18 protein-coding genes and 2 tRNA genes are annotated in these 26,119 nt (G+C 39.0%); 9 read left to right on the top strand and 11 right to left on the bottom strand.

Annotation, left to right across the window (positions count from 1 at the left end; all coding sequences use genetic code 11):
* Window positions 1-36: 36 nt before the first annotated feature.
* Genes CWD91_RS06505 through gcvT form a run of 3 tightly spaced genes read right to left on the bottom strand, consistent with a single transcriptional unit; the run spans window position 37 to window position 2,316 of the window.
* On the bottom strand, window positions 37-324 hold the full coding sequence (locus CWD91_RS06505; RefSeq protein ID WP_103440510.1) for a 4a-hydroxytetrahydrobiopterin dehydratase: 288 nt from the start codon (window positions 322-324) through the stop codon (window positions 37-39).
* Window positions 325-372: 48 nt separating this feature from the next.
* Window positions 373-1,191: a sugar nucleotide-binding protein gene (locus CWD91_RS06500; protein WP_103440166.1), complete on the bottom strand. Its 819-nt coding sequence runs from the start codon at window positions 1,189-1,191 to the stop codon at window positions 373-375.
* A 39-nt stretch (window positions 1,192-1,230) separates the two neighbouring features.
* Window positions 1,231-2,316, bottom strand: coding sequence for a glycine cleavage system aminomethyltransferase GcvT (gene gcvT, locus CWD91_RS06495; protein WP_103440165.1), 1,086 nt, complete (start codon window positions 2,314-2,316; stop codon window positions 1,231-1,233).
* A 252-nt stretch (window positions 2,317-2,568) separates the two neighbouring features.
* On the opposite strand from gcvT, the gene CWD91_RS06490 reads away from it, so the two are divergent.
* Window positions 2,569-4,182: an aminopeptidase P N-terminal domain-containing protein gene (locus tag CWD91_RS06490; RefSeq protein ID WP_103440164.1), complete on the top strand. Its 1,614-nt coding sequence runs from the start codon at window positions 2,569-2,571 to the stop codon at window positions 4,180-4,182.
* An 18-nt stretch (window positions 4,183-4,200) separates the two neighbouring features.
* Here CWD91_RS06490 and CWD91_RS06485 read toward each other — a convergent pair whose 3' ends face one another.
* Window positions 4,201-5,244 (bottom strand): beta-1,6-galactofuranosyltransferase, encoded by a 1,044-nt coding sequence (locus CWD91_RS06485; protein ID WP_103440163.1) that lies wholly within the window; start codon window positions 5,242-5,244, stop codon window positions 4,201-4,203.
* A gap of 139 nt (window positions 5,245-5,383) precedes the next feature.
* On the opposite strand from CWD91_RS06485, the gene glf reads away from it, so the two are divergent.
* Window positions 5,384-6,481 (top strand): UDP-galactopyranose mutase, encoded by a 1,098-nt coding sequence (gene glf / locus CWD91_RS06480; protein WP_103440162.1) that lies wholly within the window; start codon window positions 5,384-5,386, stop codon window positions 6,479-6,481.
* Window positions 6,482-6,488: 7 nt separating this feature from the next.
* Here glf and thrC read toward each other — a convergent pair whose 3' ends face one another.
* From thrC to thrA, 3 genes are all read right to left on the bottom strand, one after another.
* The gene (thrC, locus tag CWD91_RS06475; protein ID WP_103440161.1) at window positions 6,489-7,784 is read right to left on the bottom strand and encodes a threonine synthase; all 1,296 of its coding nucleotides are present in this window, start codon (window positions 7,782-7,784) and stop codon (window positions 6,489-6,491) included.
* A 68-nt stretch (window positions 7,785-7,852) separates the two neighbouring features.
* The gene (locus CWD91_RS06470; RefSeq protein ID WP_103440160.1) at window positions 7,853-8,785 is read right to left on the bottom strand and encodes a homoserine kinase; all 933 of its coding nucleotides are present in this window, start codon (window positions 8,783-8,785) and stop codon (window positions 7,853-7,855) included.
* A 36-nt stretch (window positions 8,786-8,821) separates the two neighbouring features.
* Window positions 8,822-11,266, bottom strand: a complete 2,445-nt coding sequence (gene thrA, locus CWD91_RS06465) for a bifunctional aspartate kinase/homoserine dehydrogenase I (protein WP_103440159.1) — start codon at window positions 11,264-11,266, stop codon at window positions 8,822-8,824.
* Between the two features lie 49 nt (window positions 11,267-11,315).
* Here thrA and CWD91_RS22640 point away from each other — a divergent pair, with 49 nt between their 5' ends.
* Complete coding sequence (locus CWD91_RS22640) at window positions 11,316-11,459, top strand: hypothetical protein (protein ID WP_157943739.1); 144 nt, start codon at window positions 11,316-11,318, stop codon at window positions 11,457-11,459.
* 75 nt (window positions 11,460-11,534) lie between these two features.
* Window positions 11,535-13,079, top strand: a complete 1,545-nt coding sequence (locus CWD91_RS06460) for an NAD(P)H-hydrate dehydratase (RefSeq protein WP_103440509.1) — start codon at window positions 11,535-11,537, stop codon at window positions 13,077-13,079.
* A 33-nt stretch (window positions 13,080-13,112) separates the two neighbouring features.
* Here the strand turns inward: CWD91_RS06460 and CWD91_RS06455 are convergent, their stop codons facing one another.
* Window positions 13,113-13,523, bottom strand: coding sequence for an STAS/SEC14 domain-containing protein (locus tag CWD91_RS06455; RefSeq protein WP_103440158.1), 411 nt, complete (start codon window positions 13,521-13,523; stop codon window positions 13,113-13,115).
* Window positions 13,524-13,728: 205 nt separating this feature from the next.
* Complete coding sequence (locus tag CWD91_RS06450) at window positions 13,729-16,281, bottom strand: ATP-dependent Clp protease ATP-binding subunit (protein ID WP_103440157.1); 2,553 nt, start codon at window positions 16,279-16,281, stop codon at window positions 13,729-13,731.
* Window positions 16,282-16,538: 257 nt separating this feature from the next.
* Between CWD91_RS06450 and gyrA the strand changes: the two genes are divergently transcribed.
* Both gyrA and CWD91_RS06440 read left to right on the top strand, forming a co-directional pair.
* Window positions 16,539-19,070 carry a DNA gyrase subunit A gene (gene gyrA, locus CWD91_RS06445; RefSeq protein ID WP_103440156.1) on the top strand — a complete coding sequence of 844 codons (2,532 nt, stop codon included), beginning with the start codon at window positions 16,539-16,541 and terminating at the stop codon, window positions 19,068-19,070.
* Between the two features lie 34 nt (window positions 19,071-19,104).
* Window positions 19,105-20,367 carry a tetratricopeptide repeat protein gene (locus CWD91_RS06440; RefSeq protein ID WP_103440155.1) on the top strand — a complete coding sequence of 421 codons (1,263 nt, stop codon included), beginning with the start codon at window positions 19,105-19,107 and terminating at the stop codon, window positions 20,365-20,367.
* 53 nt (window positions 20,368-20,420) lie between these two features.
* Here CWD91_RS06440 and CWD91_RS06435 read toward each other — a convergent pair whose 3' ends face one another.
* Together CWD91_RS06435 and CWD91_RS06430 are read right to left on the bottom strand one after the other, a co-directional pair.
* Window positions 20,421-21,173 carry a C40 family peptidase gene (locus tag CWD91_RS06435; RefSeq protein WP_103440154.1) on the bottom strand — a complete coding sequence of 251 codons (753 nt, stop codon included), beginning with the start codon at window positions 21,171-21,173 and terminating at the stop codon, window positions 20,421-20,423.
* Between the two features lie 22 nt (window positions 21,174-21,195).
* On the bottom strand, window positions 21,196-22,371 hold the full coding sequence (locus CWD91_RS06430) for an acetyl-CoA C-acyltransferase (RefSeq protein ID WP_103440153.1): 1,176 nt from the start codon (window positions 22,369-22,371) through the stop codon (window positions 21,196-21,198).
* Window positions 22,372-22,609: 238 nt separating this feature from the next.
* On the opposite strand from CWD91_RS06430, the gene CWD91_RS06425 reads away from it, so the two are divergent.
* The 3 genes from CWD91_RS06425 (at window position 22,610) to CWD91_RS06415 (ending at window position 25,121) form a co-directional block, all read left to right on the top strand.
* Window positions 22,610-24,658 carry an HD family phosphohydrolase gene (locus CWD91_RS06425; protein WP_103440152.1) on the top strand — a complete coding sequence of 683 codons (2,049 nt, stop codon included), beginning with the start codon at window positions 22,610-22,612 and terminating at the stop codon, window positions 24,656-24,658.
* A gap of 156 nt (window positions 24,659-24,814) precedes the next feature.
* Window positions 24,815-24,898, top strand: a tRNA-Ser gene (locus CWD91_RS06420).
* Window positions 24,899-25,046: 148 nt separating this feature from the next.
* Window positions 25,047-25,121 (top strand) — tRNA-Pro (locus tag CWD91_RS06415).
* Window positions 25,122-26,119 lie beyond the last annotated feature (998 nt).

Raw genomic sequence — 26,119 nt, 5'->3', positions numbered from 1 at the left:
ATTTAATAATTTTTACTCCTGTTGCAAGTGTTAAGCTTAGTTGCTTACGATAATTTCTTCAATACTGTGCGCCAATTTAAAATCCCTTTCAGTAACGCCATCCGCATCATGGGTAGATAGCCTTATATTAAGGGAATTATATACATTACTCCAATCTGGATGATGATTTTGGGATTCACATTCAAAGGCAATTCTCGTCATTACAGAGAAGGCATCCTTGAAATTTTTGAATTCAAACGAAGTTTCAATGGCACCATCCACATAGTCCCATCCATCCAATTCTTCCAATCGTTTTTCTATTTCTGCTTCCGATAATTTTTTCATGTCGCTATTTTTTATAAAGTTAATTAAAACGGCACAATTCATTGTGGCCTATTCACTAAAGATGTGATGGTCAATTATTTCCTGATAATTGAATAATAAGTTCTTTGAAAGTCGGTTGGATTTTGGCAGTACGGCCAGATAGCGGTCTTCATTGGTGGTAAAGACACGCTTGTAGATAGGTTTGAAATTGCCCATCCTGTTTACAATTTCCTTTATAAAATCTTCATGGTGTATTAGGTCTACACTGCCCAAATGAAAAATCCCTGTTTTATTGTGATTTATAAGGTAATGTATCTGTTGTGTTAGCTTGTCATCATTGGTGACGTTTATGATCAAATTGGGGAATACCTCAATAGGTTCATTATGGGTCAGGGCGTTTTTAATTTCTTTAATCCTTGGTGAATTATTGCCAAAAACCATAGGGACTCTAAGAATTGCCATTTTTGAAATGGGTATCCTTAGCAACATATTTTCTATTTTAATTTTGAGTCGGCCATAGATACTTTCAGACAAGGTTTTGTCATTTTCATAGGAAGGGTATTTGCTGTAGGCGTCAAAAACATTGGCAGAGGATATAAAATACAATTTACAGTCCCTATTTTGAATGTATTCTACGATATGTTGATGTGCCATGACCTGTGCCTGGAAATTTCCCCTTATGGCAGAGATAATTAGATCGGGCTTTACCTTTTCCAATATTCCATATACATCATCTTCTTCCAGATCATACCTGAAGAACTGTTGATTGTTCTCAAAGCTCTTTCTTGAAGAATAGTAGGTACCATAGGTGTCAAAATAGGAATGTAATTCCTTATATATGGCATTTCCTATAAAACCGCTCGCTCCTAAAATGAGTATTTTGTTCATTCTATCACCTCCTTTTGCAAAACTCAACCGTTACCACTGCTATTCCTTATAAAAAGGGAGTTTAACAATGGTAGCAGGAACTATATTTTTCCTAATTTGAATAAAGATTTTACCGCCATTTTGGGATATACCAGTAGGGACATATCCTAAACCAATACCTTTCCCCATGGACGGTGACATGGTACCCGAGGTTACGACCCCTATTTTCTTTCCTTTTTGATCCACAATATCATAATCGTGCCTTGGAATTCCCTTTTCATCCATCTCAAAAGCTACCAGTTTTTTGGTAACTCCTTCTTCTTTTTGTTTTGCCAAGGCTTTACTATTCACAAAATCCTTGGTGAATTTGGTAATCCATCCCAGACCGGCTTCCAGAGGAGAGGTGGAATCGTTAATATCATTACCGTACAAACAGTAACCCATTTCCAATCGCAAGGTATCCCTAGCGGCAAGTCCAATGGGCTTTATGTTAAGTGCATCACCGGCCTCAAAGATCTTGTCCCAAATCTGCTGCACTTCTTCATTCTTACAATATATTTCAAAACCGCCCGAACCTGTATATCCTGTGGCAGAAATAATTACATGCTCTACACCGGCAAAATCAGCCACCTCAAAATTGTAGAACTTAATAGTGCTTAAGTCTATTGAAGTTAGCGCTTGCATTGCTTCCACAGCTTTTGGACCCTGAATGGCCAAAAGGGAATAACCTTCCGATATATTCCGCATATCAGCATCAAAGTCCTTGTTATATTTGCTAATGTGTTCCCAATCCTTATCAATGTTGGAGGCGTTTACGACCAATAGATATTGTTCTTCCTTAATTTTATAGACTATAAGATCATCAACAATTCCACCAGTTTCATTGGGCAGACAACTGTATTGTGCCTTTCCTATGGTTAATTTTGCGGCATCATTGGAAGTTACTTTTTGTATAAGGTCCAATGCCTTGGGCCCACTTATTAAAAATTCACCCATATGGGATACATCAAAAACGCCCACACCGGTACGGACGGTTTCATGCTCTATGTTAACTCCTTCATAGGAAACAGGCATATTATATCCTGCAAAAGGTACCATTTTAGCACCTAGTGCTTCGTGAATCTTAGTCAGTGCTGTGTTTTTCATTTGAATAGATTAGAGGGTAAAAATATCGAAAATTAATCGAAGGGAAAATCTATAGACTTATAGTTTTGCACAAATTAATGTTAAATGGGATATACACGTTTTCCAAATGGAGTGGCCCAATTGTTTAAATTGAATTTTATGTATTTTGTGTCCTTATGGATTTTAAGGATAACTTTTTGCCCACTATTTATAGCGCTCGATTGGTTTGGTATCAAAATTGATTATTTTTAAACTTTAATTTATTGCATAGCTATGAAGAATTTATTGGTGGTTTCTTTTTTTCTTTTCTGTGCTTCCTGGTTTCAAGCCCAGGAGGTCCCCAACGATTTTTTGACTGCGGATTTTCATAATGGAAGACGACAGGAAGTGCGTAAGGCCATGCCTCCAAACAGTGTAGCTGTATTTTTTGCCGCCGCCGTAAGGAATAGGGCAAATGATGTGGATTATATATATCATCAGGATCCGGATTTTTATTATTTAACCGGTTATAGAGAGCCCAATGCCCTTTTGATTATTTATTCCGAAATGCAAAGGGATAATGCAGGCAGTGGATTTGACGAGGTATTTTACGCTCAAAAAAGGGATGAAAAAGCGGAACAATGGAACGGTAAGCGACTGGGGGTGGAAGGCGTAAAAAAGCAATTGGGTTTTGAACGTGCTTTTAATGCCGAACAATTTTTGAGCTCGGACATTGATTTTTCCAAGTTTGATAATGTGCTATTTTTCGACTTTAAAAATGATTTTAGGGATGGCACTGACCCTGCGGATATATTTGATTTAGTGCGAAGTTTTAAGGAGAAATCCAATTATCCATCGGATTATAATGCCACTAAACAACAACTTTATGGTATGATCAAATCTACGGATTTAGAAAATAGTGCCAATGTTGCCCAAACCTTGGGGAGGTACTTGAACTATTATCAGGAATTAAATTCGGATAAGTTGTTGGTTGATTTTGTTGGTGCCGCGGATGATAAATCAAGGAACGAAGTTAAGGAAAAGGTAGCCCTACAGTTGAAATCCAATAATCTTAACAGCTCCAAGTTGGAGGAGATAATGAACAACCTAAGAGAAATTAAAACCAAGGAAGAGTTGGTGCTTTTAAAGAAGGCCGTGGAGATTTCTGCAGTGGGGCAATTGGAGGTAATGAAAGCCATGCACCCCAATATGTCCGAAATGGAAATACAAGGTGTACATGAGTTTGTCTATAAGAAGTACGGCGCTGAATATGAAGGTTATCCTTCTATTGTTGGTGGCGGTAATAACGGCTGTATTTTACATTATATTGAAAATAATAAACCTAAGGTGGGGAACGATTTGGTGTTGATGGATTTAGGAGCCGAATATCACGGATATACTGCTGATGTTACCAGAACCATTCCGGCAAATGGAAAATTTTCTAAGGAACAAAAACAGATTTACGATATCGTGTATAGCGCACAAGAAGCTGGAATAAGGGCCAGTTTGGTAGGGGCTACATTTCAGGCGCCTGGAGAAGCGGCTAATGAAGTTGTTGCGCAAGGTCTGATTAATCTTGGGATTATTGATAGCCCTGAAAAGGCCAGAAAATATTTTCCGCATGGCACCTCCCATTATTTGGGGCTCGATGTTCACGATAAAGGAACTTACCAGCCCTTTAAGGAAAACACGGTTATCACCGTGGAACCCGGAATTTATATACCGGAAGGCAGTGATTGTGATAAGAAGTGGTGGGGGATTGCAGTAAGAATTGAAGATGATATCCTAATTACCAAAGATGGTCCCGTAAATTTATCGGGAATGGCCCCGAGGACTACCGAAGCTATAGAGGCGGTGATGAAACTGCCCAGCCCTCTGGACAATTTTAAATTGCCACTACTGGATTAATAATTGTCTTGAAATAAATCAGGAAAGTTCTACAAGTGCCTTGTTCATAGCTTCTTTTAAAAATCCACCTGAAATAATTTCTTTCCTAACTTCGGCCACATTTTTTACCATTTTTTGGTAGTCTTGATTGGACAGGTCCTTCAATTTCCCATCCAACTCCTCCAAGGACGAAATGCAAATACCCAAATGACGTTCTTTGATAACGTCTGCGATGGCAGCTTTATCCCAAATTATTACAGGAAGACCGCAAAGCAAATAAAGGGATGTTTTGTGTGGATTGTTATATAAAAGATATTGCCCAAAATGACCGGCACATTCGGTTATGGAATTACCGTTCCAAACTAAGCCAAAGGAACCTTTTATGTGTTTGGCCACTTCATCCGGTGAAAACATGCCCTCAAAACTTATGATGGAGTTTGCTGTTTCTACGTCATCCTTTATAAAACCACTACCGTATAGTTTTAAATGAAAACTATTGTTTTTTAGGGCATCCAATTTATAAATAAACGCACTTTTTGCCATTCCCAATCCTCCGGCAAAAACTACATCGAACATACCGTTCTTAGATAATTCTGGAGTAATATAGTTAGAGCTATCGTCCAAATAATCGAACATGTACAGCGGTATTAGTTTAGCAGTGGATCCCTGTTCCTCGAACCACTTCTTCATATTGTCATTATGTACTATGATCACATCGGCACAGGAAAATTTTTTCATTTCCCGAGCAATGTCCTTGTTTTTCCCCATGAGGTATTTAACATCGTGAATGATCAATACAATTTTACATTTTTTAATTCCCGCTATGGTGGTAATATATTTGTAATATTTGCTTAGGGGGTATTGAATGGCCAAGGTGGAGTTTTTAGGCAAACGAATAACCCCTTTTGTAATGCCAAGAAAACTTACTATAGCTCCAATGGCCGAACTGGCAAAAGTAGTCTGTTTAAAGCCTAAATTTTTGAAACCTATATTATCCAAAATCCGTTCGCAATCTGTTTTGGGCTTGGAGGCCGCACTATTGGTAGCCTTGTAATTTCGGGAGATGTAAAATAAATTGGTCATTACAGGTTGATTGTTAAGCCTTACAAATATAGTTATGTTATTGCAAAAGGGATTTTTTTTTTGAATTCAATTCGTAAACACTATAATATGCATTAGTTTTACTTTTTTATCACATAATGCTTACTCTAATTGACCTAAAATGAAATATGATTACCTGATTGTTGGAGCTGGACTTTTTGGTGCTGTTTTTGCCCATGAGGCCAAGAAGAAAGGTAAAAAATGCCTGGTAATCGATAAACGTCCCCATCTTGGGGGCAATGTCTATTGTGAGGAAGTGGAGGGTATAAATGTACACAAGTACGGGGCACATATCTTTCATACCAACGACAAAGCAATTTGGGATTATGTAAATGGCTTTGTGGAATTTAATAGATATACCAATTCCCCAGTAGCCAATTATAATAATGAGCTTTATAATTTGCCTTTCAATATGAATACCTTTTATCAGCTATGGAAGGTAAAGACCCCCAAGGAGGCCAAGGCGGTCATAGCGGAACAGGTCAGGGAAGTAGGGGTTGAAAATCCAAAGAATTTGGAAGAACAGGCCTTGTCGTTGGTAGGAAAGGACATATATGAAAAATTGATCAAAGGGTATACTGAGAAACAATGGGGGAGAAAAGCTACCGAGCTACCGGCATTTATCATTAAAAGGTTGCCCTTGCGATTTACGTTTGACAATAATTATTTTAATGACAAATATCAAGGAATTCCAATTGGTGGGTACAATAAGTTGGTCAATGGATTATTGGATGGCATTGAAACAAGGTTAGAGATCGATTTCTTTAAGGATAAGGCCGAATTAATGTCATTGGCAAATCAGGTTGTGTTTACTGGAAAGATTGATGAATTTTATGATTACTGCTATGGTAAACTGGAATACAGGAGTTTGGAGTTCAAGCACGAAACTTTGGATATGGAAAATTACCAGGGCAATGCCGTAGTAAATTACACTGCCTCGGATATACCTTATACCCGTATCTTAGAGCATAAACATTTTGAATTTGGGACTCAGAAAAAGACCGTAATTACAAAAGAATATCCTACGGAGTGGTCTGGTAATAAGGAACCCTATTACCCCATTAATGACCAAAGGAACAATGAAATTTACACCAAATACAGGGCATTGTCCGAACAGGACGATATTATTTTTGGTGGAAGGCTAGCAGAGTATAAGTATTACGATATGCATCAGGTAATAGGCTCTGCATTGGTCAAATGTAAAAAAATCTTCAACTAGGTTCTTTTTACTTACCTAATAAATAGTCCTTTAGTTCATCGTATTGGGCAATTTTGATTGCCTTTTTCTTCCTGCCCATAACTTTCACTATGCTATCCGGTATGTCTATGTTTTCACGAATCGTATCCTCAACAACATCCAAAAATTTCACAGGGTGTGCTGTTTCGAGAAAAACACCAAAGGTGTCCGGATGGGTTTCCTGATACTTCTTTAAACCCAAATAGCCCACGGCACCATGTGGATCTGCTACATAGGAATAATCGTTGTATAATTTAAGCATAGCCCCTTTAGTCTCTTTATCCGTAAAGGAATAGGAAGATAGGTTTTTGGAGAGCTCTTCAAAATTATCATTGTACAAATGCCTAATCCTAATAAAATTGCTTGGATCCCCAACATCCATGGCGTTGGATATAGTGGCGATGGAATCCATAGGGTCATAGGAAGCAGTTGTCATATAACGCGGAACTACATCATTCACATTCGTTGAAGCAATAAAATGATTGCAAGGCATTCCCAACCTTTGGGCCATAATACCTGCACAGATATTTCCAAAGTTGCCACTAGGTACTGAAAATATGATTTCCTTGCCTTTGGATTTCATCTCCTTGTAGGCAAACAAAAAATAAAACATTTGGGGAAGCCATCTAGCCACATTAATACTATTGGCAGAGGTCAATTGCATATTCTGAATCAACTCTTCGTCCAAAAAGGCTGATTTCACCATACTTTGGCAGTCGTCAAAAGTGCCGTTCACTTCCAAGGCTTTAATATTTTTGCCCAAGGTAGTCAACTGCTTTTCCTGTATATCGCTAACCTTTCCACTAGGGTATAGAATAACAACCTTAACCCCTTCCACTCCAAGAAATCCATTAGCTACGGCACCTCCGGTATCTCCGGAAGTCGCTACCAATACGGTAACATCATTTGTGTTCTCCGATGAAAAATATCCAAGACATCTCGCCATAAATCTAGCTCCCACATCTTTAAAAGCTAAGGTAGGGCCATGAAAGAGTTCCAATGTGGACACCCCATCTTCAATTTCCACTATGGGAAAATCAAAATCCAATACATCTGCAAGTATTTCCTTTAAAGCTTCTTCTGGGATATCATCCCCCACAAATTGCTGTATAGCCAAATAGGCGATTTCAAGATGGGAGTAATCTTCTATCTTTTCAAAAAAAGTGTTGGGCAATGCTGTAATGGACTCTGGGAAATATAACCCGCGATCAGGGGCAATTCCTTTTATAACGGCATCTTTGAAGGATACATTTGGAGCTTGTTTGTTTAGGCTATAAAAGTTCATTGGTAATTATTATTATGGTGAAATATATTTTTTAGTTCTGATTTCAAAACTTCATGCAGACTTGTTTCTCAATTTTCTAGTATTTTAATACCCTCCGTGTTAATTTTTGATACGTGTACATCATAATCAACACCAATTTTTTCATAAACATTTCTCATGGCTTCACCTACTTTAATAGCGTTCTCTTTTCCTTTGCTCAGGGCAAATATAGACGGGCCAGAGCCTGAAATTCCGCAGCCTAGAGCTCCGGCATTTAAGGCATCTTCCTTGACCTTATCGAATCCTGGAATAAGAATGGAGCGGATGGGTTCTACGATATGATCTACTAAAGATCTTCCAATTAGGGCGTAGTCATTGGTATATAGTCCGGCAATTAATCCACCAACATTGCCCCATTGCTTAATACCGTCCTCCAAAGAAATTGATGTTTTAAGAATCCGCCTGGAGTCCGATGTCCTAACTTCTATTTGCGGGTGTATAACTGTGGCATACAATTCTGGGGGTGTCGGAATTTTTACAATATCCAAGGGTAGGTAACTGCGTACCAGGGTAAAACCGCCAAATAGGGCAGGGGCCACGTTATCGGCATGGGCAACCCCACTCGCCAAACGCTCGCCCTCCATGGCAAATTTCACCAAGTCCAAAGTGCTAAAAGGCTTACCCAATAACTGGTTCATGGCCCATACGGCTCCGGCAGAACTGGCAGCACTACTTCCTATGCCACTGCCTGCCTTTATGTTCTTATAAATTTCGATTTCGAAACCGCCAACTTGATCGCTTTCTGCCAATAGGGCCAGACCGGCAACTCCGGCAACATTTTGCAAGGTCTCTGTGGGAAGGTCCTGGCCGATGAGTTTAGTGATTTTTATGCCTTTTTCACTGGTTTTCCTAACTACCATTTCATCACCTACGGAGTCCAAAGCAAGTCCTAAAACATCAAAGCCACAGGAAACATTTGCAATGGTAGCAGGACAAAAGATTCTTATTTCGTTAGTTTTCATTTAAAATCAATTTCATTTCAGTCTTATCCAACTTCCTTAAAAATTACCGATGCGTATAATATCGGCGAATATTCCGGATGCCGTAACATCGGCTCCGGCCCCGGCCCCTTTTATAATCATGGGTTGGTTGGGATAGCGTTCTGTATAGAACAACACAATATTGTCACTTCCTTCCAAATTGTAAAAATCATGTCCTTTTGGGATACGTTGCAAGCCTACACTGGCTTTGCCGTTTTCGAACTGGGCCACATATTTCAACTTGCTATCTTCGTCCACTGCCTTCTTGTACATCTCTTGAAACGATGATTCATGCTTCGTCAACGACTTGAAGAAATCTTCATTGTTGGTTGTTTCCAAACTCTCTTTAGGTAAGAAAGGATTGTTTTGTATATCCTCAATATTCAGTACATTTCCGCTTTCCCTTGCCAGAATCAATATTTTACGCATAACATCCACCCCGCTCAAATCTATTTTGGGGTCTGGTTCCGTATAGCCTTCCACCTGTGCTTCCTTTACTATATCATGGAATGTAGTGTTGTCGTTAAAATTGTTGAATACAAAATTTAAACTACCGGACAGTACAGCTTGAATTTTAAGTATTTTGTCTCCCGATGCCACTAGGTGTTTTAAAGTGTCTATAATTGGCAAGCCTGCTCCAACATTGGTTTCGAAAAGAAAAGGAGCATTGTACTGTCTTGCCAGATCTTTTAATTCCTGATAGTTGTCATAAGCCGATGAACAAGCAATTTTATTGCAGGTTACCACCGAAATGCTATTTCTTAAATAGGAATTGTAGGTTTCTGAAACTTCATGGCTGGCAGTATTGTCAACAAAAATGCTATTTCTGTAATTGAGTTTTTTAATCTTGTCAAAAAATAATTCCCTGTTGGCTTCCTCTCCATTATTTAGCAGTTCTTGCCAGTTTTTAAGGGGAATTCCATCTTCATCAAAAATCATTTTCCTGGAATTGGACATGCCAATAACCCTGATATTAAGTTTTAGTTTTTCCTTTAGATATTTCTTTTGGGATTGTATCTGGTTCAAAAACTTTGCCCCTACATTACCTACCCCCATAACAAAGAGGTTCAATTGCTTTACATTTTCTTCGAAAAATTCTTCATGTAAGGTATTGAGCGCCTTTTTAACATCTTCCTTCAGGATAACAGCGGATATATTCCTTTCGGAAGCGCCTTGCGCTATTGCCCTTATGTTAACGTTGTTTTTGCCAAGGGTACTGAACATTTTTCCACTTAGGCCTTGATGACTTTTCATATTATCCCCAACAAGAGCGATTATAGCCAAATCTTTTTCTGCTATTACCGGCTTTATTTTACCTAGGGAAATTTCTATATCAAAAGCATCGTTAATTACCTGTACCGCATGGTCAGCGTCCTGATTATCAATTCCTATGCATATGGAATGTTCCGATGAAGCCTGGGTAATCATTACAACACTGATGCCTGCAGTGGAAATAACTTCGAAAAAGCGTTTGGAAATACCGGTGATTCCCACCATGCCGGGCCCCTCAAGCGATACCAAAGCAATATTTTCCACATGGCTTATGCCGCGGACCGTTTTACCTTGACCATTTTTGTTTTTGGTAATTAAAGTACCTGGAGCTTCTGGATCGAAAGTGTTTTTAATGACTATGGAAATACCCTTGGTCAATACCGGTTGAATTGTGGGAGGGTAAAGGACTTTGGCCCCAAAGTGGGACAGTTCCATAGCTTCTTCATAAGAAATATGGGGAATGGCCATAGCTTGTTTTACTATTTTCGGGTTGGCGGTATACATGCCACTTACATCGGTCCATATTTCCAAAACTTCCGCATTTATTGCATTGGCTACAATTGCGGCGGTATAGTCCGAGCCTCCTCTTCCCAAAGTGGTGGAATCGCCGTTTACAGCAGAGGAAATAAAGCCCCCTATGACTATAACACTGTTTTTGCAATTCTCAATGTAAGCAGTGATGTTTTGGTTTGTTAGTTCGAAGTTTACGGCCGCCTTTCCAAAATTGGAGTTGGTTTTTATGAGCTGCCTGCTATCGGCATGACAAATGTCCAATCCTTCAACAATAAAATACTCGCTTATAATATAGGAGGAAAGCAACTCTCCATAACTAACAATTTTGTCTGATAGTTTAGGGGTGATCTCTCCAATGAGAAAAGCCCCCTCAAGAAGTGTTTCCAGTGTATTGAGCTCACTTTTTACCTTGCTTAGTACCTTGCTTTGGGAATGAATGGGAATTAGTTCCTTAATTGTCAATAGATGCCTGTCCTCTATTTCTTTTAAAATAGATTTATAGGTTTGGTCCTGTGAGGAAGCCAAAGCTGCGGTTTTTAATAGCAGATCTGTAATTCCGCCAAGAGCTGAAACCACAACTACGGTTTTATCCGATTCAAGGTTGGCTATAATGTTTTTTACTAAGCTTATATTTTTAGCGTTGGCAACCGAAGTACCACCGAATTTTAGAACTTTCATGGTTCAATAGGATTAAGTAATAAAAACTGTATTTTGATAAAATTGTGTAATGGACGTATATGTAGTAGCTTACCCCAATGGGGTAGTGTTGCTGATAACGGTAATAGCAATGCAACCATCAAATAATGGTGATTTAGGTAGTTTTATGTCCAGATTGTTAAATGTCATCATAAATATAAAGAATCAAATGTAGTATTTTTGAATGCCCAATCAAACGTTTGGAGGGATTTTTACTAAATCATCAATTTTTACTAAACAATCTTATGGAATGAAGATTTTTAATACCAAACAGATATACGATGCTGATAAATTCACAATAGATAAGGAGAGGATATCCAGTGACCAACTCATGGAAAGGGCTGCAATTCAGATTTTTAACTGGATACATTCGCGGTTGCAAGGTGCGCAAACAAAGATTTATTTGTTCAGTGGGATTGGTAATAATGGAGGTGATGGGTTGGTGCTAGCCCGGCATTTACGGGAACACGGATATAATATTGAGGTTCATGTAGTTAACTATAGTGAGCATAGGTCAAAAGATTTTTTAATAAATCTTGATAGATTAAAGGAAATAAAGATATGGCCCAATTTTTTGAACGAAGAATCTGAATTACCAGTTATTGGGCAAGAGGATATTGTGGTCGATGCCATTTTCGGAATTGGATTGAACAGGCTACCTGATCTTTGGGTTGTTAAACTAATGCAACACCTTAATGGTTCAAGTGCATTTATACTTTCAATTGACCTGCCTTCCGGACTCTTCATGGAAAGTGGACTACCTAATAAGGATGGGGTAATAAGGGCAAATTATGTGCTTACTTTTCAAGTACCGAAACTCGTGTTTTTTCTTCCCGAAACCGGTAAATATATAGGTCACTGGGAGATTTTGGATATTGGTTTGGATCAGGAATTTTTAGCCAATTCAGAATCTGAATATGAATTGGTTGGCAAAAGTGAAACGTTATCAATGTATATGCCTCGGGAAAAATATTCCCATAAGGGCAGTTATGGACATTCTTTGATTATCGGGGGCAGTTATGGCAAGATCGGGGCTGTTGTTTTGGCTGCCAAAGGTTGTATGTGCGCAGGCAGCGGATTGGTCACTGCCTATGTACCTAAATGTGGCTATTTGCCCTTGCAAACGGCCTTGCCCGAAGCAATGGTCTTAACGGATAGCCAAGAGGGGGAAATTACAAATATTGATTTTAGTTTGTCCCCGAGTGTAATTGGTATTGGGGTCGGCATTGGTACAAGTAAGTCTTCCGTTGAGGCGTTTTCCGAATTTCTGAATAGGAATAAGGTTCCTTTGGTTATAGATGCGGACGGCCTGAACATACTTTCCATGAATCCTGATTTGTTCAAAAAAATGCCATCGAAAACCGTTTTAACGCCACATCCCAAGGAGTTGGAGCGCATCATTGGAAAATGGAAGGATGATTTTGACAAGTTGAAAAAGACCAAGGAATTTTCCAAAAAATACGATTGTATCGTTATAATTAAGGGCGCTAATACCATCATAATATATGGGGATAAAGGCTATGTAAATACTACTGGGAATCCGGGAATGGCAACTGGTGGAAGTGGCGATGTGCTGACTGGAATTATAACTGGGCTTATTGCACAGGGATATTTGCCCTTAAATGCGGCTATATTTGGAGTGTATATTCATGGTAAAGCGGCTGATATTGCCGTAGAGAACTGTGGTTTTCAGGCCTTAATTGCAAGTGGGATAATCGATAATATTGGCAAGGCTTATTTGGACCTCTTTCATGTACCGGAACCTGAAGGTGTCCAGAGGGAAAGTGAAAAATAGTATGTCATTATCAATTCATGATAATGACATAATTTAGTCAATATTCGCTGTTTTTACACGCCTTTTAATCCATGCAAGGGCATTGTCCTGGTCAATGAAAAATTTCATGGATTTTTTGTAAAACAGTCTCTCAATATTAAAATTGTGCATGTCTATTTCTTTGATAGAAACTACGGCGAAAGCTTTGAGATTATCTATTTCCCTGATCTGACTGTATACCATTGGGTCAATGGCATAGGAATTTTTTCTTAAACTTATGTAACCGAAATTTTTATTTCTGAAATGAATTTCCATGATACCAATAATTTGAAAAACGCGTTCCTTGGTAATAGTGCTTCCTTCATCAAAAATAGAAACCATGTAATCGTCAAATACCTGTACTTTTCCAATGTCCAGTTGATATTCTCGTACGATAATAGTCTTCTTGGGTCGTCCGACTTTCATTCTTCGTATTTTATATAGTGTGTCTGGAGCGAATGTAGAATTAAGTGGAACTATTTAAAAAATTATTAGATAAAAGACACTTTAATCGTTTATGTGGAGTGGAAATTGGATTACTGTGTTTTATTTCTTACAAAGCTTGGGGAATACCTAAAAAAAAAGGAGTAGCCAATGGCTACTCCTTTTTTCTTTTATATTGTGGTCCAAACTAGGTTTTGGACGACTTTTCTGCTTTTTTGATGTTAATGGTAAGCTCTTCTTTTGCTTCATCCAAATCCATGTGGATAGTATCACCTTCCTCTAATTTGGAATTTACGATTTCTTCGGCCAAGGCATCTTCAATGTATTTTTGAATGGCTCTCTTAAGCGGTCTTGCACCGTATTGCCTGTCAAAGCCTTTTTCAGCAATATAATCTTTGGCCTTGTCGGTAAGTTGTAAATCGTATCCTATGTCCTTAATTCTAAGGAACAATTTGTTAAGTTCAATATCTATTATCCTATGAATATCCTCACGTTCCAGTGCGTTGAATACAATTACGTCATCAATTCTGTTCAAGAATTCCGGAGCAAAGGCCTTTTTTAAGGCATTTTCAATAACACTTTTTTGATGGGTGTCTGCTTGGGCCTTTTTTGCTGAGGTACCAAAACCAACTCCCTGACCAAAATCCTTAAGTTGTCTTGCCCCAATGTTCGAGGTCATTATGATGATGGTATTTCTAAAATCGATCTTTCTGCCAAGACTATCTGTTAAATAGCCGTCATCCAACACTTGTAGAAGCATGTTGAATACATCTGGGTGGGCCTTTTCAATTTCATCCAACAAAATAACGGAATAAGGCTTACGGCGTACTTTTTCGGTCAACTGTCCACCTTCCTCGTATCCTACGTATCCCGGAGGTGCACCAACTAGTCTGGATATGGCGAATTTCTCCATATACTCGCTCATATCCACTCTGATCAAGGCGTCCTCGGAATCAAATAATTCTTTAGCCAATACTTTGGCAAGCTGTGTTTTACCAACTCCTGTCTGTCCTAAAAAGATAAAGGAGCCAATAGGTTTGTTCGGATCTTTAAGACCGGCACGGTTACGTTGAATAGCCTTGGCTACCTTGGCAACTGCATCATCCTGCCCTATTACATTGCTCTTGATAAGCTTTGGCAATTCTGCCAATTTGTTGCTTTCTGTTTGTGCAATCCTGTTCACGGGAATACCGCTCATCATGGATACCACGTCCGCAACATTATCCTCAGTAACGGTTTCCTTGTGAAGTTTACTGTCCTCTTCCCATCTTTCCTGGGCAATGGCCAAATCTTTTTCTATCCTTTTTTCATCGTCCCTCAGCTTTGCAGCTTCCTCGTATTTCTGTTTTTTAACGACCGTATTCTTTAATTCACGAACGTCTTCCAACTGTTTTTCCAATTCCAAGATTTGTTTTGGAACATCCATGTTTACGATGTGGACACGAGATCCGGCTTCGTCCAGGGCATCAATGGCCTTGTCTGGAAGAAATCTATCGGTCATATACCTGTTTGTAAGTTTTACACAGGCAATTATAGCTTCGTCAGTATAAATTACATTATGGTGGTCCTCGTATTTGCCTTTAATGTTTTTTAATATTTCAATGGTTTCCGTGACGGTTGTAGGTTCAACAATTACTTTTTGAAAGCGCCTTTCCAATGCACCATCTTTTTCTATGTATTGTCTGTACTCGTCAAGAGTAGTGGCTCCTATACATTGAATTTCTCCCCTTGCCAAAGCTGGCTTAAACATATTGGAGGCATCCAAACTACCAGTTGCTCCGCCTGCTCCTACAATGGTATGGATCTCATCAATGAATAAAATAACGTCATCGTTTTTTTCCAATTCGTTCATGACCGCCTTCATTCTTTCTTCAAATTGGCCGCGATATTTGGTGCCGGCCACCAAGGATGCCAAGTCCAAGGTTACAACTCTCTTATTGTAAAGAATTCTTGAGACTTTCTTGTTAATAATTCTCAGGGCAAGACCTTCGGCAATGGCACTTTTACCAACACCAGGTTCTCCAATTAATAGGGGATTGTTCTTTTTTCTTCTACTAAGGATTTGCGAAACCCTTTCTATCTCTTTTTCACGGCCCACGACTGGGTCCAACTTGTTTTCCTCGGCCATTTTGGTAAGGTCGCGCCCAAAATTGTCCAAAACGGGGGTTTTGGATTTTTTACTTCCTTTTTGTCCTGTTCCTGAGGTGCCGAAACTTCCTTCTTTTTCCTCATTGGGTTCGTCTGAATCACTGGGAAAGGATTCGGAAGTTGGAGAGTCTATATAATCGTCATCACTGGTTATCATTGATTTAAATTGGTCCTTTACCCCATCGTAATCCACTTTTAATTTATGCAATAATTTGGTGGTAGGGTCGTTCTCATTGCGCAGAATACACAGTAATAAATGGGCTGTATTGATAGAGGAGCTTTGAAATAATTTAGCTTCCAGAAATGTTGTTTTCAGAGCACGCTCCGCCTGTCTGGTCAAATGCAGGTTCTTTTTGTCCTTTTGTGCACTACCAGCGTTTGGATTGGCAGGACTTAATATCTCCACTTTTCTTCTCAGGTGATCCAAGTCCACATCCAATGCGTCTAAAATGCTTATTGCTTTTCCATTGCCATCACGCAGTAATCCAAGCATTAAGTGCTCAGTACCAATGAAGTCGTGGCCCAATCTTAAGGCCTCTTCCTTGCTGTAAGCAATTACATCTTTTACTCTAGGGGAAAAATTGTCGTCCATAAAATATCCTTTCAACTTTAAAAATAGTAAATCTATACCAATCTATGGCAAATACTATACCTAATATTCGTTAAAGACGGTCTAAGTGACGAAAAAATCCATGAATTACAAAAAAATTAACAATCAATTTGTTAACCATGGCCGATATTGAAAGTGTTGATAAATTCTTTACAAAAGTATGCCCTAAATACTTGTATAGTATCGATTTTACGTATATTGTCGTGCTTTTTTAACATAAAATAAATAGAAGATTTTAAATGGCAGAAGGAGAAAAATTAATTCCGATTAACATTGAAGATGAAATGAAATCTGCTTACATTGATTATTCAATGTCGGTCATTGTGTCACGTGCCCTGCCAGATGTTAGGGATGGTTTAAAGCCAGTGCATAGAAGGGTTTTGTTCGGAATGCACGAGTTAGGTGTTAGGTCAAATAGTGCCCATAAAAAATCTGCCCGTATCGTCGGGGAGGTTCTGGGTAAGTATCATCCACATGGTGATACCTCAGTTTATGATTCCATGGTACGTATGGCCCAGGAATGGAGTTTAAGGTATATGTTGGTCGATGGTCAAGGTAACTTTGGTTCCATTGATGGCGACAGTCCGGCGGCAATGCGATATACGGAGGCCCGTATGCGCAAGATTGCGGATGATATGTTGGCCGATATAGACAAGGATACTGTTGATCATCAACTTAATTTTGATGATTCTTTGCAGGAGCCAACGGTACTGCCCACAAGGATACCAAATTTGTTGATAAATGGTGCCTCAGGTATTGCTGTAGGTATGGCGACCAATATGCCGCCACATAACCTTTCCGAAGTAGTGGACGGCACTGTGGCCTATATTGAGAACAACGATATTGAAATCGATGAGCTAATTACCCATATAAAAGCACCGGATTTTCCAACCGGCGGAATTATTTATGGCTATGATGGGGTTAAGGAGGCTTTTCATACCGGACGTGGTCGTGTTGTTATGAGGGCAAAGGCCAGTTTTGAGGAAGTACAGGGAAGGGAGAGCATTATTGTTACCGAAATTCCATATCAGGTCAACAAGGCGGACATGATCAAGAAGACTGCCGATCTGGTCAATGAAAAAAAGATAGAGGGGATTTCCACCATAAGGGATGAATCGGATAGGAACGGTATGCGAATCGTTTATATCTTGAAAAGGGATGCTATTCCAAACATCGTTCTAAATACCCTGTACAAATACACATCGTTGCAGACCTCTTTTAGTGTCAATAATATTGCTTTGGTCAAGGGAAGACCGCAATTATTGAACGTTAAGGAGATGATCCATTATTTTGTGGAGCATCGTCATGAAGTGGTAGTTAGGCGTACAGAGTTTGAATTGAAAAAGGCTGAAGACAGGGCGCATATCCTAGAGGGTCTTATCATAGCCTCGGATAATATAGACGAGGTTATTGCTATTATTAGAGCTTCTTCCAATGCCGATGAGGCCAGGGAAAATCTTATGGAGCGTTTCAAGCTTAGTGAAATTCAAGCCAAGGCCATTGTTGAAATGCGTTTACGTCAATTGACAGGTCTGGAGCAGGATAAATTAAGAACGGAGTACGACGAAATAATCTTGACCATAGCCGATTTGAAGGATATCCTTGCTAAAAAGGAGCGCAGGATGCAGATAATCAAAGATGAGTTGCTGGAAGTTAAGGATAAGTACGGGGATAACAGACGTTCCGAAATTAATTTTGCGGGCGGGGATCTTAGTATGGAAGATATGATTCCAGATGAGCAAGTGGTTATTACCATTTCGCATGCCGGTTATATTAAAAGAACACCGCTTTCCGAATACAAGACACAAAATAGAGGTGGTGTTGGCCAAAAGGCAACCTCCACGAGGACTGAAGATTTCTTGGAACACCTATTTGTAGGTACCAACCACCAATATATGTTGTTCTTTACCCAAAAGGGAAAATGTTTCTGGATGCGGGTCTATGAAATACCGGAAGGTACAAAAACGTCCAAAGGTAGAGCCATCCAAAACTTGATCAACATTGAGAATGACGATATGGTGAAGGCTTTTATCTGTACTCAGGATTTAAAGGATGAGGAATACGTAAACAGTCATTATGTTATAATGGCCACTAAAAAGGGTATTGTTAAAAAGACATCTTTGGAACAATATTCAAGGCCAAGACAGAATGGAATTAATGCCATAAGTATTCGTGAGGATGATGAACTTTTGGAAGCAAAACTTACTACTGGGGCCAGCCAGATATTCTTGGGGCTTAAGTCGGGCAAGGCCATTAGGTTCGAAGAGGTAAAGACCAGGCCAATGGGTAGAAATGCCTCTGGTGTTCGCGGTATAACTTTGGCGAATGATAAGGATGAGGTAATAGGAATGGTGGCCGTACACAATTTTGAGGAAGAAATATTGGTGGTGTCGGAGAATGGTTACGGAAAACGTTCCAGTATCGAAGATTACAGGATTACCAATAGAGGGGGTAAAGGGGTGAAGACCATTTCCATTACCGATAAAACAGGTGGTTTGGTAGCCATTAAAAATGTCTCTGACTCCGATGATTTAATGATTATCAACAAATCGGGAATCGCAATTAGGATGAGTGTCGAAGATTTAAGGGTAATGGGAAGGGCAACACAGGGTGTTCGACTCATTAATATTAAAGGCAACGATTCCATTGCTGCAGTGGCCAAAGTAATGAAGGATGAAGATGAAATAGATGATATTACCACCTTGGAGGTAGATGCCAGCGAAGAAGATGGCACGGCTCTTGATAATGATAGTGCGGAAACCAAAGAATAACAATTAAACACTAATACATAAATATTTTATTGAAATGAAAACAAATATTTTAATAATCGCGGCTATGTTTTGTTCAGTAGTCGGAATTGCTCAAAAGGATGAGATCAAAACAGCTGATAAGGCATTAAAGTCTGGTGACGCCATGGCTGCTAAAACAGCTTTGGACGGAGCATCTTCACTAATTAACGGTGCGGATGAAAAAATGCAGGCTCAATATTACTTCCTAAGGGGGAGTGCTTATGCCGAATTGGCAAAAAAAGGTACCGAGGGTGCTTTTGATGAGGCTATTACTTCCCTAAAAAAAGTTAGTGAAGTGGAGGAGAAAAGTGGAAAGGCCAAATACGGATCTGAAGCCAAGCAAAAGCTTTCCAGTATGACTGCCGATCTAATTAATTCTGCTGTAGAAGACAACAATAACAAAAATTATGAGGAAGCGGCTGGCAAACTTTATATGGGTTACCAGCTAAGTCCAATGGATACCGTTTATCTATATTACGCTGCCAGTAGTGCAGTTAATGGAGGTCACTATGAAAAAGCGCTTAAATACTACAATGAGTTAAAGGATTTAGGTTATGATGGTGGAGGAATTGTCTACAAGGCTACCAATGTTTCTACCGGTGAGGTCGAGGAAATGGAGAAAACTCAAAGAGAGTTAATGGTTAAATCTGGGGCATATAAAGATCCAGAGGATGAAAAAACACCTTCTAAAACTACAGAAATAGTTAAGAATATTGCTTTGATATATACGCAATTGGGTCAAGATGACAAGGCATTGGATGCTTACAAGGATGCCAGGGCAAAAGATCCCAAGGATGTAAACCTAATTTTGAACGAAGCGAACCTTTATTACAAATTGGGTGATAAGGATAAATTTAAAGCTTTAATGGCTGAAGCTTCAGAAGTAGCTCCGGATAATCCAGATTTATTCTATAATGTTGGTGTTATCAACATGGAACAAGACAACATAGAAGAGGCAAGAAAGGCTTATAGAAGGGCGATCGAAATTAACCCAGGGTATGTAAATGCGCAATTAAATCTTTCTACCACCTATGTTAATGAAGGCAATGGTTTGATAGATGAAATGAATTCTCTTGGAAATTCCAAAAAGGATATCGCTAGATATGACGAGCTAAAAGAGCAAAAAGATAGTTTGTTCCGCGATGGTGCCATAATCTTGGAAGATGCACTAAAATTGAATCCTGATAACCAAAGTATTCTTTCCCAACTTAAGAATATTTACGGTGCATTAGGCGACAACGAAAACTTCCTGCGTCTTAAAAAACTTGCTGGGGAGTAAATGAAATATTTATAAAAATGATAAAGGGCCATCGCATTACGAAGGCCCTTTTTTTATATGATCTTTTTAATTACCCTTAGTTTATGGGTGTAGGTGTTGGTTTCGGTATTGAAGATGCCTGTATGGTCTATACGGTCTATCCTGACCTTGCCAAAGGCATGGATAACATAGTTGTTCTCCATTATGATTCCCACATGATCTATAATGCCATCGTTGTTGTCAAAAAAGGCTAAATCACCAGGCTCACTTTCTTCAATGAAACTTAAAGCTTCCCCTTGGGTAGATTGCTGTTGGGCGCCTCTAAGGAGACGATGTCCATTTATTTTGTAGACCATTTGGGTAAAACCAGGGCCATCAATTCCAAATGCAGTTTTTCCACCCCATAGGTAAGGGGCATTTAAATAGAGAAGCGCCTTATGTACTAGTTGGTCTTTATCTTGCTGTCCTGAGGCCAATGAGCCATCGAACTTGTGATTTAAAAAGCAATTATGTTGTACGTTCGAGCCAAGTACAATCGGGAGCAGTATATTGTGATCGGTTTCTATAAATGAAATAAGCTCAGACGATACCTTTTTACAATCCGAACTTTCCAATTCCGTATAAAGGTCCTCTTCAATTATCGTAAATTGCTGGTTGCTTATCCAGCCCTCGAAATTGTCGAAGGCATTTCGAATCTTGCTCCATTTTTTTCTTTGTTCCAAAACCTTAAAATGTTCACCGTACAAAAGTTGGGATACCATTTCGCTAGTGTCATCTGCAATGGAACGCACTGGGACAATACTAAGGTGGCAAATACCGTATTGCATGGGTTTGCTTTACAAGAACTTATTAATTTTTTTCTATAATTATGGCGGAAGCTCCACCACCACCGTTACAAATGGCCGCTGCTCCAATTTTGGCATTGTTTTGTTCAAGTACGTTGAGCAATGTAATTATGATTCTGGCTCCAGAACAACCTAAGGGGTGGCCCAAGGAAACGGCTCCACCATTAACATTTACGTTTTTGTCATTAAGGCCAAGTATTTTCATATTGGCAAGGCCAACTACAGAAAAGGCTTCGTTAAACTCAAAATAATCCACGTCCTTAATACCAATGCCCGCTTTGTTCAAGGCTTTTGGAAGTGCCTTTGCTGGCGCCGTAGTAAACCATTTTGGTTCCTGCGCTGCATCTGCATAGCTTTTTATAGTGGCCAAAGGCTTTAATCCTAGTTCCTTTGCTTTTTCACTACTCATTAATACCAAGGCTGCGGCCCCATCATTAATAGTTGAGGCGTTGGCTGCCGTTACAGTGCCATCCTTTGAAAATGCTGGGCGCAATCCAGGAATTTTGTCCAGTTTTACATTTTTAAATTCTTCATCCTCACTTACCAGTATGGGCTCACCCCTTCTCTGAGGAACTTCTACAGGAACTACTTCATTGGCAAATTTTCCATTCGCCCAAGCTTCTGTTGATCTTTGGTAAGATTGTATGGCAAAATTATCTTGATCTTCCCTACTAAATTGGTATTCTTTGGCACAGGCATCTGCACAAGTTCCCATGGCTTGCTGATCATAGGCGTCTACCAACCCATCTTTTTGCAAGCCATCTATTAAAGTGGCAGGTCCAAATTTTTGACCGTTCCTCAAATGAATATAATGGGGTATTAGACTCATGTTTTCCATACCTCCCGCAACAACAATGTCATTGTCTCCCAAGGCTATGGACTGGGCGGCCATCATAACCGACTTCATTCCGGAAGCACAAACTTTATTAACAGTGGTGCAGGGTACAGTATTTGGTATTCCAGCGTAAATGGCAGCTTGTCTGGCCGGAGCCTGACCAGTCCCTGCTTGAACAACATTCCCCATAAGGACTTCCTCCACCATGGAGGGGTCCAATTTTATTTTATTCAATGCCCCTTTAATTGCAATTGCACCAAGTTCAGGTGCCGTAATAGTGGACAATGAGCCCATAAAGCTTCCTATGGGTGTCCTTGCGGCAGAAACGATTACAACATCTTTCATCGAGTTCAAATTTATTATTTGCGAATTTAATAAATTAATGTGCAATGAGGTGTGCAACGGAGGAATATTCCAAGTTTTTTATGAATATACGGGAGTAATTATAGTAGGTGTAATTTGGGAAACATATCCTCTTGCCCCGTGTAAAATATTATATGTCGCTTTTCAAAAACTGTGTTATTTATGTAAAGTGTCATTTTAAGTTTATATTTTTCTATTTTTGACCATATATACTTTCCGTATGCGCACTTTTTTGGACAGCCTTTATAAAAATCATTCACTGGTTTATAAGTATCTTTTATATTTCTTGGCTGTATTCTTTATTGTATTTTTTTTCCCCAGAGGAGGAAAATTTAAATATGAATACCAAAAAGGCAAACCTTGGCAATACAATAACTTTTATGCCCCGTTCGATTTTTCGGTAAACAAGAGCGAAGAGGAAATTACAAAAGAGAGAGAGGAAATTGAAAGTGATCACATTGACTACTATAGCTATGATGCCAATATTCCAGCGGAAGTAGATAGCACCATACAAAGGGAATTGACCAAGGTCTTTAATTCATCCGATTTTGATAGGAACGAACTGGATGGGATAAAGAGTGTGGCCAAAGATGTTTTGGTCGATCTCTATGCAAATGGTATCCTGTCCAAAATTGAGCGGCGAAGTAACAAGAATAACCTTTACCTGGTTAGGAACAATGAAGCTGTAAAGCTAAAGTTTGATGAAGTATATAGCCTATCGGATGTAGAAGGAGTTGTAAGAAGAAAATTGGCACAAAGTAGATTGTCTGTTTATGAACCTTCATTTCAGGAGCTATTCTTTAATTTTATTAAACCCAATGTTAGTTTCGATAATGATTTGTCGAACAAGGAGTTGGAATCGGAATATTCCAAGATTTCTTATAGTTTAGGTAATGTGGACGAGGGCAAACTTATTATTGCCAAAGGTGAGGTAGTGGAGGAAGGGGACCTTAGGGTATTGGATTCGCTGAAAAGTGAGTTCGAGTCCGAATTATGGGAAGAAAATAACCAGTATTTAATACTTTTCGGGTACACCTTGTTGGTGGCAATGGTATTAATGATGTTTTTTTTATTTCTAAAAAAATATCGCCCGGAAATCTTTAAGGATAATACTAGAGTTACCTTTATTATAGTCAATATTCTAATAATGGTATTTATGACCACAATGGTGGTTAAATACAATGTAGAGTATGTTTTTGTGGTTCCTTTGTGTATCCTGCCATTGGTACTCAAGACTTTTTTTGATGCTAGATTGGGGCTTTTTGTCCATGTTCTTACCGTTTTAATTCTGGGTTTTGTGGTGCCCAACAGTTTTGAATATATATTTCTACAGACCCTGGCGGGAATTGTAACCATCTTGTCGGTATCGGAACTGTATAAAAGGGCTAATTTATTTATATCCGTAGGTCAGATCACCCTGATTTATATTGTTGGATATTTTGCATTTCATATGATTCACGAAGGCAACTTGGACGATATTCAATGGATGGCTTTTGGATATTTTTTTCTTAATGGCATGATAACATTGTTTGTTCAGCCATTGATTTATATTCATGAAAAAATATTTGGATTGGTTTCCGATGTATCTCTCTTGGAATTGTCCGATACCAATTCAAAATTATTAAAGGAATTGTCCAATAAGGCTCCAGGAACCTTTCACCATTCCCTACAGGTGGCCAATTTGGCGGAAGCGGCCGCCAATGAAATTGGGGCTAATGCTATGTTGGTTAGGGTAGGAGCGCTTTATCACGATATTGGTAAAATGAACAATCCAACCTATTTTACGGAAAACCAAATTACCAATGTAAACCCACATGACGATTTGGAGCCTATGGATGCTGCTGCCATTATTATCAACCACGTCATTGAAGGTATAGAAATTGCGCGTAAAAATAAGGTGCCGGACCGTGTAATAGACTTTATTAGGACCCACCATGGCACTTCTCTGGTTTTTTATTTTTACAAGAAACAAGAGGCATTGGACGGAGAGGTCAATGAAGAGGATTTTAGATATCCGGGACCAATTCCGTTTTCCAAGGAAACTGCCATATTAATGATGGCAGACTCTGTGGAGGCAGCTTCCAAGAGTTTAAAGAATCCAACTTTTTTGATAATCGATGAATTTGTGGAAAGGATTATTGAGGGCCAGATAAAGGCAGATCAATTTTTAAATGCCAATATTACTTTTAAGGAAATTGAGGCGATCAAGAAGATATTAAAGCAGAAATTGGTCAATATTTACCATTTAAGAGTGGAATATCCTGACTAGTTGATTTTATGAATTGTTTGAGGGTTAATAAGATAGGTCCAAGAAATGCCCAATAAGATATAAGAAGTGAAAAAAATATTAAAAAAATGTTGCGTTCTTATGAATGAAAAAGTACATTTGCAACCGCATTTTTAATGCGTGATCTTTAAAATTATTGGAGAGGTGCCGGAGTGGTAACGGAGCAGATTGCTAATCTGTCGACGGGTAACTGTCGCCAGGGTTCGAATCCCTGTCTCTCCGCTTTTTTTTTAAAGAAGTATTGTTGAGATGGTTTTGCCATTTCCGGGTGTAGTACCGTGTAATGTATGACATAAACTATGCTCAAACAGTTGTAAATAAAAAAATAGGATTGAATTTCCCAATTAAAACATTCAGTTCTATTAAAATTCGGGGTGTAGCGTAGCCCGGTTATCGCGCCGCGTTTGGGACGCGGAGGTCGCAGGTTCGAATCCTGCCACCCCGACTAAGAAAATCCGATCACATATGTGATCGGATTTTTTGTTTTCCACTGCGTAGCACCGCTAGGTGCTTAAGCGGTGTAAAACAAAAAAGACGTACAGGCGCCAGCCTGTGCTGGATTTTCATGAGCACCGCCCCTTAAACAGGTTCACCGAGCGCAGTGAGGTAATCCTGGAACGAAATGAACTATTATATTTATAGTTGGTAACACTAGGTGCTAAAAGCGCCCAGACTAGGTTCATATCGAGTCCTGTAAGTGGGGACTGGGTTCTAAGACCGCAGCTTGGCCTTGCAATTTTTTTCCTCTAATAGGCTGGATCATACTTATTTGTTGTGTTTCTTCAAAAATTAGGATGAACATAATATTTCGTGTTTTTTGATTTTAGCTTTGTTTATTGGTCAAAATCGAATGAAATTATTGTTAGAATTATTCTTTCATTTTACTCAAGTGGTTTTTATTGTTTTTAATTGGATTTCCTGAATCTTCGATTTCTTTGCTGTCCAAAGAAACCGACGCAGGAGGTTTATGAATACCTTATTCCAAAATAAACGGGCAATGAATAAAACGAAACCGCTGGTTCACGAATTCATATTTAAGAAAATAACCGGCCATGAGCTAAACAAAAGAAAAGACCCTTCTTCACTAGGTGGCCCCTAAAATCTCGGGATTTTATGGACCGCTGCCATGGCCTAAATTATCTCCAAGGCTTCAATAATTCTTAACGGCCATGACATCTCCACTACGGAAGAAGACCAACCAGACCATAGGCTTTGAAGACAATGTTCAATGACATTAAATTAATGATAATGATTTATCTACATTATGTAGGTTTACGGAAAATCGGCCTAGCGTTTTTTGGTTCGTTTTTTGGGCGATGCAAAAAATGAACAGAACACAAACTCTGGGCAAGTCTATCCTATCTTTTTCTAATTCACACACAACTTTTAGGATTGATCCAATAGGCTTTTCTCAAAATTATTAATATATTTCGATTTCATTGT

Origin of the sequence: Arenibacter hampyeongensis, assembly GCF_002909255.1 — a bacterium.
GTDB lineage: Bacteria > Bacteroidota > Bacteroidia > Flavobacteriales > Flavobacteriaceae > Arenibacter > Arenibacter hampyeongensis.
The sequence above is the reverse complement of the archived record's forward strand: the minus strand, read 5'-3'. Positions and strand labels throughout refer to the sequence as shown.

Bases quoted from the DNA above. Each gene is read 5' to 3' on its own strand.
- CWD91_RS06490 (WP_103440164.1), top strand. From the start codon at position 2,569: ATGAAGAATTTATTGGTGGTTTCTTTTTTTCTTTTCTGTGCTTCCTGG.
- CWD91_RS06425 (WP_103440152.1), top strand. From the start codon at position 22,610: ATGCGCACTTTTTTGGACAGCCTTTATAAAAATCATTCACTGGTTTAT.
- CWD91_RS06430 (WP_103440153.1), bottom strand. From the start codon at position 22,371: ATGAAAGATGTTGTAATCGTTTCTGCCGCAAGGACACCCATAGGAAGC.
- glf (WP_103440162.1), top strand. From the start codon at position 5,384: ATGAAATATGATTACCTGATTGTTGGAGCTGGACTTTTTGGTGCTGTT.
- CWD91_RS06440 (WP_103440155.1), top strand. From the start codon at position 19,105: ATGAAAACAAATATTTTAATAATCGCGGCTATGTTTTGTTCAGTAGTC.
- CWD91_RS06455 (WP_103440158.1), bottom strand. From the start codon at position 13,523: ATGAAAGTCGGACGACCCAAGAAGACTATTATCGTACGAGAATATCAA.
- CWD91_RS06470 (WP_103440160.1), bottom strand. From the start codon at position 8,785: ATGAAAACTAACGAAATAAGAATCTTTTGTCCTGCTACCATTGCAAAT.
- thrA (WP_103440159.1), bottom strand. From the start codon at position 11,266: ATGAAAGTTCTAAAATTCGGTGGTACTTCGGTTGCCAACGCTAAAAAT.
- gyrA (WP_103440156.1), top strand. From the start codon at position 16,539: ATGGCAGAAGGAGAAAAATTAATTCCGATTAACATTGAAGATGAAATG.
- gcvT (WP_103440165.1), bottom strand. From the start codon at position 2,316: ATGAAAAACACAGCACTGACTAAGATTCACGAAGCACTAGGTGCTAAA.
- CWD91_RS06505 (WP_103440510.1), bottom strand. From the start codon at position 324: ATGAAAAAATTATCGGAAGCAGAAATAGAAAAACGATTGGAAGAATTG.
- thrC (WP_103440161.1), bottom strand. From the start codon at position 7,784: ATGAACTTTTATAGCCTAAACAAACAAGCTCCAAATGTATCCTTCAAA.
- CWD91_RS22640 (WP_157943739.1), top strand. From the start codon at position 11,316: ATGGACGTATATGTAGTAGCTTACCCCAATGGGGTAGTGTTGCTGATA.
- CWD91_RS06450 (WP_103440157.1), bottom strand. From the start codon at position 16,281: ATGGACGACAATTTTTCCCCTAGAGTAAAAGATGTAATTGCTTACAGC.
- CWD91_RS06435 (WP_103440154.1), bottom strand. From the start codon at position 21,173: ATGCAATACGGTATTTGCCACCTTAGTATTGTCCCAGTGCGTTCCATT.
- CWD91_RS06460 (WP_103440509.1), top strand. From the start codon at position 11,535: ATGAAGATTTTTAATACCAAACAGATATACGATGCTGATAAATTCACA.
- CWD91_RS06485 (WP_103440163.1), bottom strand. From the start codon at position 5,244: ATGACCAATTTATTTTACATCTCCCGAAATTACAAGGCTACCAATAGT.
- CWD91_RS06500 (WP_103440166.1), bottom strand. From the start codon at position 1,191: ATGAACAAAATACTCATTTTAGGAGCGAGCGGTTTTATAGGAAATGCC.